General features: G+C 62.3%; 15 protein-coding genes. 9 read left to right on the top strand and 6 right to left on the bottom strand.

Annotated features, from left to right (window positions below):
- Positions 1-4: 4 nt before the first annotated feature.
- On the bottom strand, positions 5-1,585 hold the full coding sequence (locus H6718_26725; GenBank protein MCB9589036.1) for a hypothetical protein: 1,581 nt from the start codon (positions 1,583-1,585) through the stop codon (positions 5-7).
- A 276-nt stretch (positions 1,586-1,861) separates the two neighbouring features.
- Between H6718_26725 and H6718_26730 the strand changes: the two genes are divergently transcribed.
- The 4 genes from H6718_26730 to H6718_26745 all read left to right on the top strand — a co-directional run bounded on the left by H6718_26730 (position 1,862) and on the right by H6718_26745 (position 9,518).
- Positions 1,862-4,183, top strand: coding sequence for a radical SAM protein (locus H6718_26730; GenBank protein MCB9589037.1), 2,322 nt, complete (start codon positions 1,862-1,864; stop codon positions 4,181-4,183).
- A 503-nt stretch (positions 4,184-4,686) separates the two neighbouring features.
- A complete protein-coding gene (locus H6718_26735) occupies positions 4,687-6,072 on the top strand; it encodes a radical SAM protein (protein MCB9589038.1) in 1,386 nt (461 codons plus the stop codon).
- Entirely contained in the window at positions 6,072-7,949 is a 1,878-nt protein-coding gene (locus tag H6718_26740; GenBank protein MCB9589039.1) for a radical SAM protein, read from the top strand. Before H6718_26735 ends, H6718_26740 begins: the two co-directional genes overlap by 1 nt.
- Before the next feature lie 51 nt (positions 7,950-8,000).
- Positions 8,001-9,518, top strand: coding sequence for a radical SAM protein (locus H6718_26745; protein ID MCB9589040.1), 1,518 nt, complete (start codon positions 8,001-8,003; stop codon positions 9,516-9,518).
- Here the strand turns inward: H6718_26745 and H6718_26750 are convergent.
- The 3 genes from H6718_26750 to H6718_26760 form a co-directional block, all read right to left on the bottom strand.
- Positions 9,492-10,580, bottom strand: coding sequence for a radical SAM protein (locus H6718_26750; GenBank protein ID MCB9589041.1), 1,089 nt, complete (start codon positions 10,578-10,580; stop codon positions 9,492-9,494). The genes H6718_26745 and H6718_26750 overlap by 27 nt on opposite strands.
- Positions 10,581-10,642: 62 nt before the next feature.
- On the bottom strand, positions 10,643-11,554 hold the full coding sequence (locus H6718_26755) for a hypothetical protein (GenBank protein ID MCB9589042.1): 912 nt from the start codon (positions 11,552-11,554) through the stop codon (positions 10,643-10,645).
- Positions 11,551-11,973: a group 1 truncated hemoglobin gene (locus H6718_26760; protein ID MCB9589043.1), complete on the bottom strand. Its 423-nt coding sequence runs from the start codon at positions 11,971-11,973 to the stop codon at positions 11,551-11,553. Before H6718_26760 ends, H6718_26755 begins: the two co-directional genes overlap by 4 nt.
- Positions 11,974-12,258: 285 nt before the next feature.
- Between H6718_26760 and H6718_26765 the strand changes: the two genes are divergently transcribed.
- Positions 12,259-13,095: a M15 family metallopeptidase gene (locus H6718_26765; GenBank protein MCB9589044.1), complete on the top strand. Its 837-nt coding sequence runs from the start codon at positions 12,259-12,261 to the stop codon at positions 13,093-13,095.
- Positions 13,096-13,121: 26 nt separating this feature from the next.
- Here the strand turns inward: H6718_26765 and H6718_26770 are convergent, their stop codons facing one another.
- Positions 13,122-14,126 carry a hypothetical protein gene (locus H6718_26770; protein MCB9589045.1) on the bottom strand — a complete coding sequence of 335 codons (1,005 nt, stop codon included), beginning with the start codon at positions 14,124-14,126 and terminating at the stop codon, positions 13,122-13,124.
- Positions 14,127-14,175: 49 nt separating this feature from the next.
- Positions 14,176-15,000 (bottom strand): inositol monophosphatase, encoded by an 825-nt coding sequence (locus tag H6718_26775; GenBank protein ID MCB9589046.1) that lies wholly within the window; start codon positions 14,998-15,000, stop codon positions 14,176-14,178.
- A gap of 58 nt (positions 15,001-15,058) precedes the next feature.
- Between H6718_26775 and H6718_26780 the strand changes: the two genes are divergently transcribed.
- The 4 genes from H6718_26780 (at position 15,059) to H6718_26795 (ending at position 19,105) form a co-directional block, all read left to right on the top strand.
- A complete protein-coding gene (locus H6718_26780; GenBank protein ID MCB9589047.1) occupies positions 15,059-16,657 on the top strand; it encodes a glycosyltransferase family 39 protein in 1,599 nt (532 codons plus the stop codon).
- A gap of 139 nt (positions 16,658-16,796) precedes the next feature.
- Positions 16,797-17,564: a hypothetical protein gene (locus H6718_26785; protein MCB9589048.1), complete on the top strand. Its 768-nt coding sequence runs from the start codon at positions 16,797-16,799 to the stop codon at positions 17,562-17,564.
- A 223-nt stretch (positions 17,565-17,787) separates the two neighbouring features.
- Complete coding sequence (locus H6718_26790) at positions 17,788-18,396, top strand: hypothetical protein (protein MCB9589049.1); 609 nt, start codon at positions 17,788-17,790, stop codon at positions 18,394-18,396.
- A gap of 91 nt (positions 18,397-18,487) precedes the next feature.
- Positions 18,488-19,105 (top strand): hypothetical protein, encoded by a 618-nt coding sequence (locus H6718_26795; protein MCB9589050.1) that lies wholly within the window; start codon positions 18,488-18,490, stop codon positions 19,103-19,105.
- The last annotated feature ends 95 nt before the right edge of the window (positions 19,106-19,200 follow it).

A 19,200-nucleotide genomic window follows, 5' to 3' on the forward strand; every position in this document is an offset into this window, starting at 1 on the left:
TCCGCTAGTCACGGTTGGTGTGGACGGCCCGAAACTCGATCAGCTTCAGCACTGCACCTTGCTTGCTGGAGACTCCCAACGCTACGGCATCGAACAGTCCCTGCATCGAAGGCGTCAGCCCCCCGGGGAGGCGAGAGTAACTCAGGGCAAACGGACCGATCGCGCGATAGCACGGTTCGCCGAGGTCCCGGCGAGCGAAGCGCATGCACAACGCTTCGCCATCTTCGCTCACCCAATCGACCTCCAACATCTGCTGCACGGACTTGGCACGGACGACGCGCCAGGCCGGAACTTGCGGGAGCAACTCAACGACCAGCGGCGTCACGTCGTCGCCGATGTCACCCTCATACCGCGGATCTGATTCATCCTCCGAGCCGGCGACCGAACACATGTCGATGTACGCCTGCCCTGTCGTGCAGTGGAAGGCTAGGCCGTTGAGGAAGTCAGACTGTACCCGAGTCGCCACCTGATCACTCGTGGTGACGCGACCGGCGTACCAGTGCTCGTAGGCACTCTCGGCTCGTTCGAACAACAGCTTCGTTTTTTGGTCAAACACTCTCCAGGCGTCTTCTTCCCAGCGGAATCGCCGCATCAGCGATGCCGCGCGGATAGCTTGATTCGTCGCGATCCCGGTGCCAACAGAGTAGACAGGATCGCCGAAGAAGGCCGCATCTCCCAGGAGCACCCAGTCGGGGCTAGCATACTGGCTTGCAGCGAAGGCGAAGCGGTTGCGGCGATGGATCCGCTTGTGCGGATCCTGCCCGCCGGTCAAGTCAACGCGAGCATCATACTGCTTTCCCAGGTGGTCGCGGACGAAGGACAGCAGCGCGTCGTCGCTCACTGGGCCGTGCCGAGAGACCACCCCGAAGCTCAGCAGCGACGATCGATAGAGCGGGATCTGCCAGTTCCAAACTCCGTCCTCGAGGCGCCGCAACATAGTCATGTGACTTGGTCGCAGAGCCCAGTCGATCTCGTCGGGGAGAACCGCTTGTGTGGTATCGCTGTAACGAAAGAACGGAGTCTTTGATGACACCAAATCCTGCCAGAATCGCTGATCATCGACACGATCGATCGGTAGATAGAGCCAGGATGCGTAGGCAGGCCACAGTTCGCGTGCGTCGTTGCGTGCCCGGGCGACCACCATCGCGGGACCGGAGCAGTCGACGATCTGACGTCGTACTCGATAGCGCTCGCGGTCCGTAGTGACGACCTTCGCCTCGAAGTCGATCGACGCGACTCGCTCCTCGGAGACCTCGATCTGGAAGTGATCGCGATACAGTTGCTCAAGCTCACGCCGATCAAGATGCAGCGTGAACTCGGCGTCGTAGTACGAATGAAAAAAGCTGACGCCCTCCCCCCCAACGAAGAGCGTTCCCAGCTTGTCCGACGCAGACTTCAGCTCGCGAGCTTTCGCGAGCAATGGTCGCAGCTCCTGCGCGAAGAAATGCGGAGGGACAATCGACTCTCCGATCTTGTAACGACCCGGGCGGGAATCGACGACGACGGCGTCCGCATCGCCCAGAAAGTGCCTGAATGTCAGTCCGGCAATACCCGCGCCAATGATCAGATAGTCGGTCTCCCGCACGCCCCCTCCCGCCCGGATAGCCGGAATAGTGAGTTCGTTGAGTTGTTACCTGCGCGCAACTTCAGAACGCCTGCCCTAGCGATTCGCTGAACCGCCAGCGCCACCCGCCCCGCGGCCCTCGAGGCAGCCAGCAGGACACGCCAGAAGGAGTAACGAACCGCAAAGCACGACCGCCGTGCGAACCATCATAGGTCCAGAGTAGAAACGACCAGCGTAGCAGCGGTCAAGACCCGTGGCACGCCCACGCCCGGTGTGAGTTGCTAGAATGACAGACGAATGTCGCGCTCCCTCACGGCTCTGACTCGCTCACGCCTGCGGGTTGCGTTGGTCATACCGTGCGCCGAGGGAGATCCAGGCTTCTTTCCAGACGGCCTACTCGAGCATGCGTGCGCGCGACTTCAGCGTGACGGGCACGAAGCCCGGTTGCTGCGCGTCTACTACGAGGGAAACCGTACAGCGGACGCAGAAGTGCAGAAGCGCGTCGAAGCGTGGCTCGAGGGGTTTCAGCCGAACCTGGTGGTTGTAGAGCGACTATTCGATCAAGCCCCATTCGCAAACTTCCGCGCTAGAAGTCCAAACACGAAGGTAGCGCTGGTGAGTTGGGGTGATGCGGAACTCGCCCAATCTGTCGACTACACCATCGGCACCACCCCCGGTCAGGTGCGACGAGGAACCACCCGCAGGTCTCCGTCGGCGGGAGAGCTTGCCTGGGCGGTGGAGCAACTAGCCAACTCGTTGGCTTCAGGCGACGATGCCCGACAGATCCCTGGGGTATCGCAGAGAGTCGGACAACAAACGCTCATGGGGCCTCCCGCAACGCCCCGACCGCTGATGACACCATTCGAAGCCGAGGTGAATGGTGAATGCATCGCCAGCGGAGCTGTCCCTCGCCTGACTCGCAAGTACTTATTCGGCAACGCTGGCTGTCCGTATTCGAGGGCTCCCTCGGAAGAGGCATTCTACGAGGGGTTAGAGCTCCCCTCGGACGACACGCTATCCGTGTTGGGCTGCGCGTTTTGCCGTGCCGGCGGGGACTACCAGAAGCAACCAGAAGCGGTGCTCCTGGATTCCCTCGTGGAGCAGGCGGCGTTCTACGCGAAGCACGTGCCGGAGCTCGAAGAGCTGGTGTTGGTCGACCAGTACCCCATCCGGTATCTGCCCAAACTACTCCGCGTGGCATCGAGCGCAAACATCCCACAGTTGCGCTGGCTGTTCCAGGCACGCGCAGACGGTTTCACACGGGACATCGAACATATCCGCGCGGCAATTCAAGTCGCGACCGACCTAGGGCACCAGCTCGAAGTATACCTCACGGGGTTCGAGTCGTTCTCCGACGCTGAGCTCCGCCGCTACAATAAAGGCGTCATGTCTCATGAACTAGTTCGGGCGGTGGAGAACATGCGCTCGCTCGCTGCCGAGTACCCGAATAACTTCGCCTACGCGCGAGCGAAGGGTCACAGCATGATTCTCTGGAGCCCTTGGACGAGCGCAGCTGACATTCGTGACAACGTCGACACAGTGAAGCGCTCAGGGCTGCTGGAGCTCTTCGACGAAATCGGCCGCAATCGGCTCAGGTTGTACCCCGACTTGCCTATCTACTACGCCGCACGCCGCGACGGTCTGGTGCTCGACGATTGGGAGCAAGACGACGAAGGCGCCGGCCGGCTCAAAGGCTACGGGGTAGAGGCAGCTTGGCGTTTCGCAGATCCAAACATCAAGACGGCGTATCGCCTCGCGAAGGAGCTACGGGAACGCCTTGGACGTGAAACCGAAATCGATCAACTGGCGTCCATCGCCGACGCAGTGAGCGGAGGCGAAGGGCTAGACGCGGAGCGCATCCTCCGGGCAATAGGCGACCTCGAACGGTCGGTTTCAGCGCTGCTGGGCCCCAGAGACCAGAGCCAGCCGGCGTCGAGCGGCAATCAACGGTGCGCGACCGTTTTATTGAGTGGCCCATGCAACAACGGGTGCCTCACCTGTCCTAACCAAGCCACGCTTCACTCTTCCCCCCCCGCTGCCAGCGTCGCTCGGGCGCGAGAATCAGGACTGCCAGTGTTGCTCGCCGGGCGTGAGCCCACGCTCTCAGATCAGCTGAGCAGCCTGGTTCGACAGGCCCGGGGGGAAGATCACCGTGGCGTGGGCATGGTCACGAACGGCAGGCGCTTCGCCTCTGAGGCATTCACAAAGGAGCTGCGGAACGCGGGATTGACGGGAGCGAGCGTCAAGTTGTTCGGCTACACCGCAGACATGAACGACGCCATCACACGGGATCCAGGCAGCTGGCATCAAGCGCTTCGAGGCGTCCGCAATTTACTGAAGCATAATATCCCCGTAGAAATTCGCGCAGAGGCACACCAGCAGAACCTGGAACACTTCGAGTATTTCGCCGCGCTCGCTACGAAGCTAGGCGTCCGAGCGTTGCGCGTTAGCATTTCATTGGAGGCTGTCAGTCTGCTGCGCATTGCCGAGTTCAACGTGGCTCTCGCGCGCCTCGCCAGGGCCTGTAGGGTCGGTGGTGTATCCCTGGACGTTTCCCCATTACCATGGGGCAATCAGCCTGGGGACAGAATCGCAGAGATCCCGACCAACTCAACCTAGCAGGATCTCTTTCTCGAGCCCCTACAACCGTTTCCGCGCGACATCATCAGACTTCCTCTGTGTACCGAATACCCCTGAGACCTGTTCCGTCAGGGTCGAGTGCCGCTGGCATAGGGGCTCCTCCAGCGCCTCGCGACCAGCCTTGAACCGCTCGCTGTACGAAATCGCCCCAAGGCATGCCCGGTTGCGCGAGCACGCAGCCGATCAGCCGAGGGTGACAACTGCCCTGAGACTGGGGGAAAACGGGTCGCACAGTGCGCGAGCAACACTGTGGAGTCGCTCCCCGCGAGCCGAGCGGATAGACTAGGTCAAGATGACGGCGGCATGGTCTGACAACTTGAAATCGAAGGCTTCGGCCGTGATCCCTGACTCATGGCAAGCAGATGCGTGTCGCACTCTGTCCTTCACAGGCACTCGTGGGGGGGAACATGCCTCGTGCTCCGAGGTGCAAGCTGGAGCAACTCCCATCGGTCAGGAGCTCTGCCAGCTCAAGGGCGAAGGGCGTGGCTGACGTGGAGGCTCACCCGCACCCTGCTCTCGTTCCAGTGGTAGCGCTGCTGCGTACCCAAACAGCGAGCGCCGCCAAGCAGTTCTTGCGCATCCCAAGCGACTGCAAGCTGACCAGTGAGGCGCTTCGCGCAACCAGTCATCCCGGACTGCTACTGCGAGTAACGCACCCGTCGATGCCGGACCTCGAACTCGAGCTCTCGGAGCATCAACCCAACCAACGAAGCTTTGCGACCAACGGGAACGTCCAGCTCTCCTATCGCAAGCTGCGCGATGGCCAAGACCCACTCAACGTGCGCGCGACTGCGCTGGTGCTTCAGCGCGTAAAGCTGGCACTGCAGAGTCTCGAAGCGACTCAGGTAGCGTCGCTGCGTGAATCGCTTCAACAATCTGAGGGCTACGCAGGCGTCGAAGACTGGATGTACCGCTACGTGACCCCGGTGGGGTCGCTGCGACGTGAAGGCCATGTTCGCCTAGGATTTCGCTGCAATCAGGACTGCGGCTTCTGCTGGCAGAGCCGGCGCTGGCCCGATCCGCCGAGCGACGCGTGCATGCAATGGATAGACGGCATGGCGGATGCAGGTATCACGAATCTCGTGATCAGCGGAGGCGAGCCCACGTTGTATCGGGCGCTCCCCGAAGTCATCCGACACGCGTGTTTCCGCAGGAAAATGGAAGTTACTCTGGAAACGAACGCGATTCGTTGCGCAAAACCGCAGTACACCCAGCAGCTCGCCGAAGCCGGGCTGCGCCACGCTTTCGTGTCGTATCACTCGGCAGACGCCGAGGTGAGTGACAGCATGACACGCGCCCCGGGCACCCACGGTCGGACGGAGCAGGGTATCCTCGAGCTGATGCGGCATGGCGTCTACGTGATCCTGAACTGCGTCGTAGACAGTCGAAATGTGAACCACCTTCAACCCCACGCGCAGCGCATTCTGGAGCACTTCTTGCCCGAGGCCGACGGCCAGCTGTTGGCCGTGACGTATTCGCACCCATCGTCCTACTTCGATGCGGCCCTCTTCGAATCGACCACGATAGACCTCGATCGCGCGCGCGCTGCGCTGGCGGAGGCGATCCGCCTGCTCCTGGACCAGGGTGTCACTGTGGTGGCGGATGGTAGCTGCGGCTTTCCGCCCTGCACGTTCACCGAGGTTCCTTCCGTGCTTCGGCTCTTGGCGCCAGAGACCTTCTCCGCCGCGCACATAGCCGGTCATGTTTTCCACTCAGAATGTGACCGATGCGCGATGCGACCCCACTGCTTGGGGTTCCGCAGCGAATACGTAAATATCCACGGGATGCGCGGGATTCGGCCGTTTGTTCACGTTCCGCCGGAAGCGCGCCCGGCAAGCGAGACGCTGACGGGGCCGAAGCAACCATGATGGAAGAAGCTCAACACCGTCATCGTCTCTCGCTCACCCGGGAGTTGCTCGCGCGCACTCGCGACCCCGTAGTAAACCCCCTGGACATCGACTTTAGGCCGTTCCGCGGGGAATCGTACGAAGCGGCATGGCAGAAGTTCTCGAACCTGGCGAAGCGGGGTAAGCTTCACCCGGACTGGGTGCTTTACGTGCACCTTCCTTTCTGCGCCAAGGTCTGCTCGTATTGCCTGTTGTCCAGTGTGCGCGCACCAGAAAAGTCACTGCGGGACGCATACTTGAACGCGCTAATCGAACAAGCAAAGCGCTTTGGGGCTTACCTTGAAGGGCTAGCTCCTCGCGCGCTGCATGTCGGGGGCGGTACTCCTACACTGCTGTCAGCCTCGGACTTGGATCGTCTCTTCGCGGCGCTAGGCACCGCATTTCCCAGAACCGAGGACGTACCAACGGGAGTCGAGGCGTATCCGTCGACGGCGACCCCGGATAAGATGGCAGTCCTCGCAGCTCACGGCGTAGGGCGCATAAGCCTGGGCGTAGAGAGCCTAACCCCCGAGGTCTTGCGACGTGCGAACCGGGCAGATCAGACGCTAGAGCGCGTCGCTCGAGCGATTGACGTCGCTCGAGCCGCGGGCATCACGAGAGTCAACGTAGATGTCCTCGCAGGTCTCCCCGGGGAAACGGAAGATTCATTCAAACAAGGTCTCCGCGAGCTACTTCAGCTGGACTTCGACGCGCTCAGCCTGAACCGCTACATCGCTGAGAACTCGCCACTCGCCTCGTTCGGCTACACACCGTCGAATGACGACACGCGTGCCGCGGATCGAATGTTGGTCGAAGGGGACAGGCTGATCCGCGAGTTGAAGCCACCGAACCTCCCGACCGAGCCAGTGAAAGCACCAGGCTTCGGCACGCAGTACGTCTGGTTCCAGCGAGGCCGTGCACGACCCTATTTCCAGCAGGATATGATCGGGGCTACATCCGTATTGGCGCTCGGCTACGGCGGAATGGCACACCTCCATGGCGGCGGCTATGCGACCAACCAAGGTAGCTTGCAGGACTACGTCGAGACCCTCACCCGAGGTGAGCCTCTCCCCATGCTCCTCAGCCCCTCTCCGATGACTTTCGAGATGGCCTTCTACTTCGGCGACCATGCGACACGTGGCGAGCTGCGCGCGACGGAGTTTCGCAGCATCTTCGGGCGGGAGGCGGACGCCGTATTTGGTCCCGAGCTGTCGTTCCTGTGTCGACAGGGACTGTTGGAGCGCACGCATGATGGCTGGGCAAAGCCGGAGAACCGCACGTTCAGCGTCGCGCATCTCATCACCTTTCTGCGTCATGACTCCACCGCTCTTGAGGCTCACCTGAGCGCCCTCGAGCAACCGTCGGAAAACCCGTCGTCCTCGGCAAGCACGCCAGTGGCGGTCAACTTTCACCACCGGTCACCAGCGCATGCCGAGGCGCTCGTGAAGCAAGGCATTCGCCGCTTGGAATGGCAGCCGGCGAGCGAACTTCCGGAGAACCTCGAGGCTGAAGTGGTGGCGGCGATGGCTTGGTGCGGCTCCGACTTGGAGCTGTGTGTGCGCTTCAGTGTCAACGGAACACCCGCAGACATCGAGCGCTGCGAAGCGGCCATACGTGGGGGCGCTCAGCGCTTCGTTCTAGAAATGTTGAGCGCAGAGGCGGACGCGGCAGAGCGGATGTGGCGCGTATTCGCCGGACGGCAGCTCGCCGTCGAGGTCATTAAGCATGGTGAATCTCCGCTCAGTCAGTATGACGCTGTGGAAGCCGAACTCCCGCCCTCGCTGTTGTGGTGCCGCATCGCGATGACCGCCGCAGCGGCCACGCGTCGGCAGCGGGACCCGGGCTTGGTACGACTGTGAGCGAGCGCCCGCACACTGGTACCGATGCCAACGACGGAATAGGCTTGAGCAATGGGTGAGTCCGCGAGAGTGGAGCTCCAGGTTGGGCACTTGTGCAACAACCGATGCGTGTTCTGCATTTCAGGGCATCTCACGCACCTGCGGCAAGCGCCCCTCATCGCGGACGAGCTGCTCAAGCAGCAGATTGATGGGGCTTACGCGAACGGCGCGCGGCACCTCACATTTCTTGGCGGGGAACCAACGATTCAGCCCGGCTTCGTCGAACTCGTTCGCTACGCGGCAAAGCGTGGGTTTGAGCAGATCGTAGTCTTCTCGAACGGATCCCGTCTGCACCGCGGAGATCTGCTTGAGCGCCTGTTGGATACAGGTGCGCACTTCGAGTTTCGCTTCTCTTTTCAGGGAGGTAACGCCGAGGCGCACGAGAGGACTACCAGGCGCAAAGGCTCTTTCGCTCAACTGGTCAGTTCCTTGGATGCCGTTCGGGCACAGCAGCAGGCTGCGACGGTCAATATGTGTGTGGTCCGTCAAAACTTTGAGTCCGTGACTGACTTCCCTGCCCTTTTGGTTCCGCGCGGAGTTACCCATCTGCACCTAGACATGATTCACCCGGATGACACGCCCGACCCTCGACCGGCGGCGCTGGCGGACGTGATCCCCCGCTACGGGGAAGTCGCGCGAGCCTTGCGCGCGATGGCTAGTTCAATGCCCGACGATTTCCGCTTCAACATCGGGAATCTACCATTCTGCATCGCGCCAGAGCTCGCTCCGCACATTCATCACGGCGGTCAACCTACCCAGACGGCGACCGCAGCCGTCTCAGGCGAACCAGGGTTGAACGAAGCCTGGAACAAGTACGAGCACAAACAGAAGAACAAGCTCAAGCTGCCGTCGTGCGCAGAGTGCCAGTTCGACGTGCGGTGTTCTGGCATTTTCCCGCAGTACGCTGAACTCTACGGTACCGAAGAGTTGGTGCCGGTGCGCACGCCCGGCGCAGCAGCAACGCAGAGCTTCGAAGCGAGCCTCGCTGACTGTCTCTCCCAGCTGCCCCGGTGCAGGTTGCAAATGGTGACCGACGGTCAGGGTGCCTCGCGCCTCCTCGCTCGTCTGGGTGGAAGTGAAGTCTGGCTTGACCCCGGGGGGACCGGGCACGCTATCTCGGATCGTTTCTCGCTGAGCCTTCGACGCGGAGCGTTCGCAGACGCCAAGCTGGTGTGGGACGCGCTGTTGACTCACTTCCGTGCCCGAGTGATCTGCCCGTTGGGCGAAGACTGCACGGCCGAACTCGACCCGCCGCTTCAACGTGTGCTCGCTCGCCTACGAGCACAGCCCCCCAGTGCGCCACTGACCTGGACGAACACGCTCGTGGAAAGCAGGTCGCAGCTCAAGCTCAGGTTCAGGGTAGGTCGATCCGGTGAAATCCAAGCTTTCTTCTCGACCCAAGGGCAGAAGCGGCGGGGTTACAGCGTCGTGAGCGAATTCGAACCAGAGTTGCTCGGTGCCGTGGGGCAAGCGCTTCGGCGCATCTTTCAGCCCACGCTCCCACTAAGTGAGTCCCGAGCGGGCGAATAACGCATCCAGTGTCGCTCGCGGCACGTTGGACGGTGCCCAGCAGCGCGAACAAGGCGCGTGGGGTATTGCCTCACGGAACCGCTTGATGGCACCTCCAGCTAGAACGTCCGAGAGCTTCACGTCATGAACCGAACCCAAGCTGTATTCGTCCTTGATGATTGGAGCTTGGCTACACGGGTATATCTGCCCGCCCACGCCAATCGTGAGATCACTGCCCACCAGGGGGCAACCAAAGCGACTGACGAAGCGTTCGTTGTAGGCGCCACGTGAGTAGGCTTCGAACTCTGCCAGGAGCGTTTCATCCACTTCTTCCGCGGACCACCTCTCGATGGGAACTCTGCGGGAGAGCAACGGAAGCGGCACGGGGAACACCAAGAAGTCAGTGTCGGGCGACTCCTCACGGACCTGGCGAGCCGCCGCCGGAGCAGCCTCTAGGTAGAAGTTCCGGACTTGGGAGGGGGGGAGGAAGTGCTCTGCTGGGCTCCCGGTGAAGTTATCGCCTGCTAGCACGGCCACCCACGCCGTGAGCCGAAACTGCTTCATCCGATCCCAGACCGTGCCAACCGTCTCGACCGTTTGGCGAGAAACCACCGTGCTGACGGATGCCTCGACTTCCGGCAGCGCAAGTTTCACCGACTCGGCGAAGCGCACGAGATCCAGCGTGGTGCCGAGGCGACCCCGCACCCGGTCGTTCACATTGCCCCGGCCAGAGTCGATAGAGTAGACGACACGAGTTGCGCCGTGCTGAAGAGCTTCAACATATCGCGCGTGATCCCCAGGGATCCCACCGGTGAAGACGGCGCTGTCTACCCCGCCCCGTTTCAGAACTTCCAGCACCGGGCCGAGGTGCTTGAAGAGTAGCGGCTCACCGCCAACGAAGATCACCTGCCGAAACCGCAGGGATACGAGCTGCTCGGCAGTTGCGACCGCTAGCCTACGATCGAGTTCTCGCGTCTCTCGCTGCGAAGCGATATCGCAATAGACGCAGCGACTAGGGCACGCAGAATTGATGACCCAGATGGCCCGTTCTGGAGCGGAGCTGGCGGAACCCGGGTCACCCATTGCAGGCATTGTGGACAGCACGCCACAACGGGTCAAACCGAATTGGTCGACGCGGCGCGGGGCTATCGTCCTTCTGAGTCGCGGCGCTCGCGCTTTCGGGGTGGCTCCGGTGCAGGCATGCTCGGCAGCGGGGCGCGCTGACACTTCGGGCTGTCCAGGACAATGGTCACACCTTGATTGCTCGGCACGAGCGAATTCCACACCCGAGTGACGCTCTCCTGGCCGGTGAAGACATCGACGTGCTTGCCAACGACCTTGGTTCCACGGTCCTGCACGATGAAGCAGCCGTCGTGGCGCGTGCCCTGGTCGTCGACCGGCATGCCATCGTATTCGGGGATGTACACGCTAGTGCCAAACGGAAGGACACCGGTATCAGCTGCGATCGACAAGAGTGGACTGATGGGGCCACCCGTCGCACCGCGCCCCCAAGGGAACTTCTCCGGACTCAGCGCGTCGAAGCAGATCTTCTGCTTGGTCTTCGCGCAAACGGGCGCGCACTCACAGTCACGCCGGCTAAAGCTAACCGTCTGCCCACTGAGCAGCGTTCCACTCCCCTGGACACACAGTCGCTCGAAGAAATCCTGGGGCACGGACTTGATCGTCTTGCACTGGGCGTCCTTCAAGCCGACATTGGCGCCCTTATAGTCTGCTTCCGCGGGGAAATCATAGTAGGTATTGCGAAACTTGCCTAGCACCTTGCCCTTGAGGCGACGCACGTCCACGGGGTCTCCGGGTTCGCGCTGCGGCGGCTCTCCCAACGTGCGAGCGCTCACCGGTAAGGGCGGCGGCGCACTCGTGGAGCGGGTCGTCGGCTCCGGCGGGGCACCCCCACCGAAATCATCCGAGGCGACCAGGGGTTCGTCCATCCACGCATTACCAGCCGTAGCGCAAGCGCTCACGCCTAGAACCACCAACATCAACGCGCCGTTGACGGCGTTCCGCTGCCGAGTTGGCTGCTGCCTCACGGGGTTCATTCCTTGCCTCGTTCTTGAACGCGCTTCATCGCATCCACCGGATCGCATCGACCCCCACTGTCGCGGGTGACCATCGCTCGCAACCCCTCGGTGTGGGCGAGCCAATGCTCCCGTACCGCCGGAGAGACATCGTGGGCCTCGAGTACCTCTTCGAGGATGCGAAGGCGGCGCATGAACTGCCCCCCCATGATCGGATGGGCAGCGTGCGCCTGCGCGATGGGTCGTCCACTATAGGTCACCGGACCGCCCAAATGCTCGGCGGCGAATTCGTATTCCTTGGCCTTCAAGCGCTCGCGGCTCGCGCGCTGAAAGAAGAACCCGATCATCACGTCGTCAAAGACTCGATCGACGAACTCGTCGATGATCGTGCGCAGCTCTCGCTCGCCTCCCAATTGCTCGAACAGACTCGGATTATCCATCGCTGCATGCCGGAGTGTGATTGGCGTCGCTTGAGTTCTAGCACTGTTCCAATCGGCTTCGGATGGGGTGGACCATCCGCCAAGAAGCTTCAAACGGCCAAGAAATCGACCGCGCCGAAGCGCCACAGCCAGGCGCCGGTCGCAGGTTTTGTGGGCACCACTGGTCGGGATGCGCTAGGGCTCCTCCCGCCGGGGACAAAGAACCCTGAAGTTCTGCGGAGATCCCACGTCAAACCAAGCGCCTGAGCGGCTTGGCCCACGCTCCGCTCGCCCCATAACCTGCCGATGTCCTCACGCTTCGCTCGCTACTCTTCTATTGTCGCCGTCGCGCTCTTCGCGCTGGCGACGTTCGCCACGCTCGCGCGCGCAGCGGAAGATGACGCCGAGACCCCCGCTGAAGCGCCCGCAGAAGCGAAGGCGCCGCGCGCGAAGTCAAAGGTCGACACTGCCAAGCGCAAGCAGTGGGAGAAAGACCGCGCAGCGTTCAAGAAGAAGCTCAAGGCCTGGAAGAACGCCAAGAAGTATCGCGGCTGTCGTTACCAGTCTCCGCAGAAGTTCCTGGTGCGATCGAGCTTCATCAAGAACAACCAGGTGCAACCCAAGGCTCACAATCGCGCGGTACGTTACCGAGCGGAAAATTACGGCTACATCCCTGGATTCAACCTGGAGAAGTACGCCGGCGCGTCGGTCGGCGAGCAAGTCACCGGCATGCGCTTTATGGGTCTCCCCATCCAGATCCACGAGCGTCTGGAACCGGCGCTGATCTGCGTGGAGAAACGCATCCAGAAGGAATGCAAGGGCGACGACGAAAAGTACACGGCGAAGGGCATCGGAGGCCTGCGCGTCGGCAACACGTATCGCGGCGGCGAGATCTCCAACCACCTGTTTGGCATCGCCATCGACATTGATACGGGGCGCAACCCCTGTTGCGGCTGCGTCGACCCTTGGCCGGATCATCCGCTGTGCAAAAAGCCAGCGAAGTCCATCTACGAGCGTACCGCGCTGACCAAGTGCTGGATCAATTCCTTCGAGAAGTACGGCTTCTACTGGCTTGGGCGGGACAAGCTCCAGGACACCATGCACTTCGAGTTCTTGGGCGACCCAGACAAGATCCTCCCGTAGCAGAGTAATCTCGAACGCAGAGGGAGCTAGCGCAGGCGCTCGCGGCTCTCGATATCAGCGGACGTGCAATCCGTTGGGGCGTTGAGCGGATTGCAGCGAGCGGGGGTGCCGCCGGGGATCTCCATCACGTAATCGACGCCGTCGACCTTCACCGGAAAGTCCGTGCTGATGATCTGCGCTCCGCTCTTGAGCGCGCTCTCGAACTCCGCTGGGTCCTGCGCCGCGTCCAAGCCGCCATCCCGAGTCCGCACGATGAAGCCGTCCTTCACCGCCTGCTGAATCTCGCTGAAGTCACTCAGCGCTCCGTTCAAGATACGCACGGCTTCGATGTCTTCTCCAGGTTGGCTCTCCGCGAACATCAGTCGACCCGCGGTGGTGGTGAAGTCGCGGGAGTACGCGCGAGCGAAGTCAGCCCGATCGTTGATGAAGAACAGGACCTTGCCGCGCGCTCTCGCGAGCGTGGGCCAGCCATTGGTCGTCACCCCTTCGCGTAGCGTTGGAGCTTCCCCCTGGACATCATCGGGAGTGATGATGCGCTCTCTTGGAAACGCCTTGAGGATCTCGCCTTCGAACTGCTCGAAGAAGGCCTCTCCGAGCCAACTCGGGAACTGCCCTTTGGGCTCGATCTGAATGAAGATCGGCACGTGCCCCGGGTGCTCGCTCGACCACTTCTCGATGCTGCGCAGGCAGTCCACAAAGAGCCGGCAGTGGGTTCCCTCATCCACGATCAGGATGTGAAAGACCTCGATCGTCTCGCTGGCCTGGATGTAGTTCGTATCGAGCTCGAACTTGCGCACGCCTTGCTCTTCGAGCTGCATGTCGAGGGGCGCGAACGTATAGTCGAGCTCCGGCACGGGCGCCGGGTCCTGAGCGATGTGGTAACTGTTGTGTGTACCCTTGAGCTGCACCTGGTTCATCCGCAGCTCGTTGTCGCGCGGATACGGCGAGCGAGTCGGGCCCGGGCTATCTTCGCCGCAGCCAGCCATCGCCAACGCCAACATCCCCAGCACGCTGGCCCCAAACAGCTTCACCGCATGAAAGTAGCGGTTTCACGTCCGTCAACCAAGCGTTACTTGGATGTCACAGGTTCACCGGGTCTTCCTCGAGCAGATCTGCCAGCAGGTCGAGTAACTCCTGATGCACCAAACCGTTGGTACCCAGCACATGCCCTCGCTCGAGGCGCGCTGGTCCGCCGTCCAGCGCCGTGAGTCGGCCCCCCGCGGCCAGCGTGATCGCCGCTGCCGCCGCCAGGTCCCATACGTGGACCCGGCGCTCCCAGTAGCCATCATAGGTTCCGTCAGCCACGAAGCAGAGGTCCATCGCCGCCGAGCCGCAGCGCCGCACCGCGAGGGCGCGCTTCTTGATGCGCTCGAAGCTCTCGAAGTTGTTGTACGGCGCCCGGTCTCTTTCCGGAGGGAAACCAGTTGCCAACAGCGCCTCCGCCAGCACCGACGTGCGGCTCACCTGCACCGTCTCCCCGTTCCGCTTCGCACCACCACCCTTGTAGCCACTCCAGGTCGTGCGAATGGTGGGTGAGACGACAGCTCCACAGAGCGGCTCGTCGCCGTACATCAGCCCGATGCTGACGCACCAAATCGGGTGCCCGTGGGCGAAGTTCGTCGTGCCATCGATGGGGTCGCATACCCACTGTGGGGCAGCTGCGTTGGCGGCTCCCGTGAGCCCGCTCTCTTCAGCCAAGACCGCATAGGGCGCTAGTTCACCGAGGCGCTTCAGGATCAACTGCTCGCTTTTCACGTCCCACTCGGTGACGAGATCTTTGGGCCGCTTCTTGCTGATCTCTGGCTGCGTTCGCCAGGCGCCGAGCACCAGATCCGCTGCTTCCGCGGCAACTTGCGTCGCAATGGCGCAGAGCTCCGCGAGTTCGGTCGTGGAAGGGGAAGCCATGGGCGGGGTGTTAGCACGTTTCGGCGCGGCGAAAGTTCGACTATCGATGCGACGCGGTATGACGCCGGAGGCTACACAAGCGCCAACTAGCAAGGCGCGGCAACGGCGCTGGCTCGCGCTCGTCGGGGTGGCCCTCGTGGTGCTGGTAGGCGTGGGCCTGCGCTGCATCCACCTTCGCGACCCGTTCATCGCGGACTTCCATTCCTGGCGTCAGGCCGACAGTGCCGGCTTCGCCCACGGCTACCTGATCGAGACCCTCAATCCGTTCTCGCCGCGCGCAAGCCGTCAACCCTGCGAGGTAGCGGACGCGCCTTTTGGGTTGGTCGAAGCCGAGCTACCCATTTCCGCATGGCTTAGCGCAGTGCCGCTGCGCCTGTTGGGCGTGAGCTTCCCCCCCCCGTGGTACTTGCGCTCGGTCAGCATCGTGTTCTTCGTGCTCACGGCGTTCTACCTCTACCGGCTGCAACGCCTGCTCGGCGCGAACCGATTCGAGAGCGGGTCGAGCCTCTTGGTCTTCGCCACGCTCCCGCTCGCGATCTTCTTCAACCGGACACCCCAGCCGGACGGTCCGGCGCTGGCCTTCTGCGTCGCGTTTCTGTATCACCTAGAGCGCTGGCTCACGTGGCCCACGGAAGCGCTGCCCGACTCCAAGCGCTGGTGGCAGCACCGCGACGTGCAGCTCGGCCTGAGCGCGCTGTGGGGCGGCGGAATGCTCATGATTAAGGCTCCAAACTTGTTCATGGGGCTCCCAGCGCTCTACCTGGTGTTGAGCGCGCGGGGCGCTGCGCGCGCCGTTCGGGAGTGGCGGCTGTGGCTCTGGGGTGTATGCGTGCTCGCGCTTGGTTCCACGTGGTACTGGCATGCGCACCAGTTTCCCTGGACCTTCGGCGTGTGGGGCGATCGAGCAGAGACCAAGTTCTCCAGCTGGGCGCTGTTCAACTCGCAAGGCCCGTGGCGCACTCTCAGCGAGCGCGTCGTCTCGAGCATCGCGGGCTGGGGGGCGCTCGCCCTGGCTCTGCTCGGGCTGGGTGCGGGGCTCGAAGAGCGCCGCACTCGGCTTTACGTTGTCTGGCTGGTCGGCTTCGTCTGCTTCGTCGCCGCGGTACTCAAAGGCAACGTGACTCACGTCTACTACCAGCTGCCAGCCGTACTCCCGCTCAGCCTATTGGCGGGCAGAGGCATGACGAAGCTCTGGGACAGTGCCGCGCCACAGGCCAACTCAATGCGCGTGCCCGCGCAGCGCTGGGGCAACCGCACGCTGCTCATCGCCCTGCTCGCCCTGCATGGCTGGAACACCCAGAGCATCTTGTTCGCCGAAACCAAGCGTGGCGAGCATCGCGGATTTTACCACACGGATAATGACATCATAGCGACCGCCAGCCTGCTCAAGCAGCACTTGCCTCCAGGCGCACGCTTCGTGTCCGTCGACCGCAACCCAGCGTTCTTCTACAACTCCGAGCATCAAGGCTTTTTCACGGAGCGAACCGGGCTCTCTCAGGTCTTGAGCTGCGCAAAGGGTCGCGCTGACTACGCGTTGGTACCGATCACCTATCAGAACCAGGAGCGCCTGCTGAGCGGTAGAGTGAAGCGAGTGGGGCAAACATCGCGCTATTTGCTGTGGCAATTCACCAGCGCAGCACCCAAACAGGCGCCCTGAAGCTGCTCGAACCCTGCGCTCACACGGGAACTCTGCTCGCTGAAGTACGCTTTCGGGTTTCGAGCCGCGGGCAAATCAGTGAAACTCAGCCCGGGTTTGGGCCAGCGTTCCTCACCCCCAAACGTTCATGATGCACGCAATGCTCCTTCGTCGTTCGCTCAACGTTTCCGTCGTCGCGCTGCTGTGTAGCGCCTTCCTTAGCGTGGCGTGTGACGATCCGCCGCCGAAGAAGAACCCGTTCGCCGCACCCAGCGACACCGTCAAGCCGCCCCCGATGGACGCGGTGCCGACCCCCAAGGGTCCAACTGAGTTCAGCGTGACTTCGGAAGGTCCAAAGGTCGGCTTCTCGCCCATCTTGATCGAAAAGCAGGACGGCAAGGAGCGCCTCGCCAAGGCGCTCGAAGAAGAGAAGAAGGACATCGACGGAAAGGACGTGCCGCTCGCAGTCGATCGCAAAGCCAAGCTCGACTGGGTGATGGCGATGTTCGAGGGCTTGTACAAGCTCGGCGCGACGCACATCGTGGTGAAAACCGAGACGCGACCCTCGTTCCACCCCACTCTGAGCTTCACGCCTCAGAGCAAGGTTTCCAGCGCGCCATCGTGTAGCGTCGTGGCCATCGTGCTCAAGGATCGCGGTACTGCCGTGTGGAAATTAGCTGGCGGCACCGCGACGAAGCGTAGCAAGGGCTTCGCGGGTCCCGACTTGAGCATGACCGGCGAAACCATCGAGAAGCGCGCTGGCGCCTGCAAGGACTCGAGCAACATCTTCCTCTCCGCCGATGAAGGCATCGAGTGGGGCTTGGTCTACGACATCGGCGCGTCGACCAAGGAGCTCGAGAAGGTGAAGCTCGACACCTTCATCCTGCTGCAAGAGCGCCCGGTCGCTGGCCACAAAGTCGCGCTCTGACGCTGAACTCAACACCGTTCGATCTGACGCGATGTCAGTTTCGAGGGCGGCAAATGCGCCAGATCCCCTTTTAATTCTAGGGGGTTAGGTAATCCGCTCAGGCTCCGAACCGAACGCGGCGCGACGCACAGACCCACTACGTGCGTCGACAGTGCTGCCGTCTACGAGAATTGGCGCTCCAAGGAGTCGCCAGCATGGCGCGGCGCGCTATAGTCCGCGCGCTGTGACTTTCCGAACCATGCTCCTGGGCCATCGCGACGACCACACCAAGCAGCGCATCACTGAAGCGCTCGATCGCATGGATCACAAGGGACGCATGCTCATGATGGAGCAAGCGACGGGAGCCGATCAGCAGGCGCTGTGGGATCTATTCGAGGGCGAAGAGGCCGACGCCGACTTCTTCGTGCCGAGCGGCACGGATCCCTTGAAGGAAGTGATTCACCACGGAAAGAACACGCTGCCCGCGCACAACTTCTTTCAGAAGCGCTTCTGTCTGGCAGACGACGAGTCCGGGGACCTCTGGGGCTACAACCACCAGACCCTCGACTGGGCAACCGGCCCTGGCTACTACGTCGCCCACGCCGTGGATCGCGAGAAGGACAAGGACGCGCCGAGCGAGTTCGTGGTCAACTACACCAGGATCCCACCGAAGAAGCCCGAGAGCTGGCCGGTGATCATCCCCAACGAGAAGAAGCTCGGCCGCTTCGTCTACGCCGGGATGAAAGACTACATGCGCAAGGTGAGCGAGCACATCTCGATTGGCCGCGCCTACAAGGGCAAGCCGATGTCCGCCTGGTTCATGCTCTGCCGCGAAGATCCAGCGGAAGAGTGAGCCGCACACCGAAAGCGTGACCTGGCGATCCTCACGGATCCACGCTGAAACGCTTGCTTCGCGAACCGGCCTTGTCAGCTAGACTCCGGGTGTGGCGAATCCCTATCAGGCGCCCGAGGCGGATCCCGAGCTCGGCGATGAGATGGCGCCGCCCGCCTTCCTGGAGAGCTTTCAAGATCCGCTTCCTCAGACCCGGCTCGTGATCCTGGTCTGTGCGATGCAGGCGATCTTGATGGTGGTCATGGCGCTGATGGAGGCGCCGCCTGTGCGAGATTTCGGCGGGCAGACGCTGCTCGCGTGGAGCATGCCGTTTCTGCTCGCGTCGCTCGTGGCCTTCTCTCGTGTGACCACGCCCAACGCCAAGCTATTCCGCGTGGATTCGCTTGAAGCATCGCGCTACTGGCCGCTCTGGCTGGTGCTCCCCGTGGCCGGCGCGGGGATGGCCTACTGGGAACTGCGCAAAGTGGCACGGGCTAGTGGCGCCGGCTCGGCGGAGCGCTTTGCGGTGCCTTGGCTCCTCGGGCTCACCGTGTTCTTCGCGGCTCAGTTGCTGCCGTTTGGGGTACACCGCTTCGGGCTGTTCTTCCTGTTCATCGGTCAGGCCTGCCTGGCGTTCCTGGTGAAGTCCTTGCGCGACGCCCAGGTACGCCTGGTGCGCCTGGCAGCGGTGGCCCAGGTGCTCTTGGACGCCGAAGCCGAAAACGCATGACCCACTCCCAACGCACAGCGAGTTTGGTGTGCTGCGTTTGGCACCTCGAGCGATCACGAAAGTCAGCGTCGAGATCGCCGAATGAGGACCAAGCC

Source organism: Polyangiaceae bacterium (assembly GCA_020633205.1).
GTDB lineage: Bacteria > Myxococcota_A > Polyangia > Polyangiales > Polyangiaceae > JAHBVY01.

Excerpts from the sequence above, each read along its gene's own strand:
- H6718_26760 (MCB9589043.1), bottom strand. The coding sequence starts at position 11,973 with ATGGATAATCCGAGTCTGTTCGAGCAATTGGGAGGCGAGCGAGAGCTG.
- H6718_26775 (MCB9589046.1), bottom strand. The coding sequence starts at position 15,000 with ATGGCTTCCCCTTCCACGACCGAACTCGCGGAGCTCTGCGCCATTGCG.
- H6718_26730 (MCB9589037.1), top strand. The coding sequence starts at position 1,862 with ATGTCGCGCTCCCTCACGGCTCTGACTCGCTCACGCCTGCGGGTTGCG.
- H6718_26740 (MCB9589039.1), top strand. The coding sequence starts at position 6,072 with ATGGAAGAAGCTCAACACCGTCATCGTCTCTCGCTCACCCGGGAGTTG.
- H6718_26745 (MCB9589040.1), top strand. The coding sequence starts at position 8,001 with ATGGGTGAGTCCGCGAGAGTGGAGCTCCAGGTTGGGCACTTGTGCAAC.
- H6718_26755 (MCB9589042.1), bottom strand. The coding sequence starts at position 11,554 with ATGAACCCCGTGAGGCAGCAGCCAACTCGGCAGCGGAACGCCGTCAAC.
- H6718_26780 (MCB9589047.1), top strand. The coding sequence starts at position 15,059 with ATGACGCCGGAGGCTACACAAGCGCCAACTAGCAAGGCGCGGCAACGG.
- H6718_26765 (MCB9589044.1), top strand. The coding sequence starts at position 12,259 with ATGTCCTCACGCTTCGCTCGCTACTCTTCTATTGTCGCCGTCGCGCTC.
- H6718_26785 (MCB9589048.1), top strand. The coding sequence starts at position 16,797 with ATGCTCCTTCGTCGTTCGCTCAACGTTTCCGTCGTCGCGCTGCTGTGT.
- H6718_26750 (MCB9589041.1), bottom strand. The coding sequence starts at position 10,580 with ATGGGTGACCCGGGTTCCGCCAGCTCCGCTCCAGAACGGGCCATCTGG.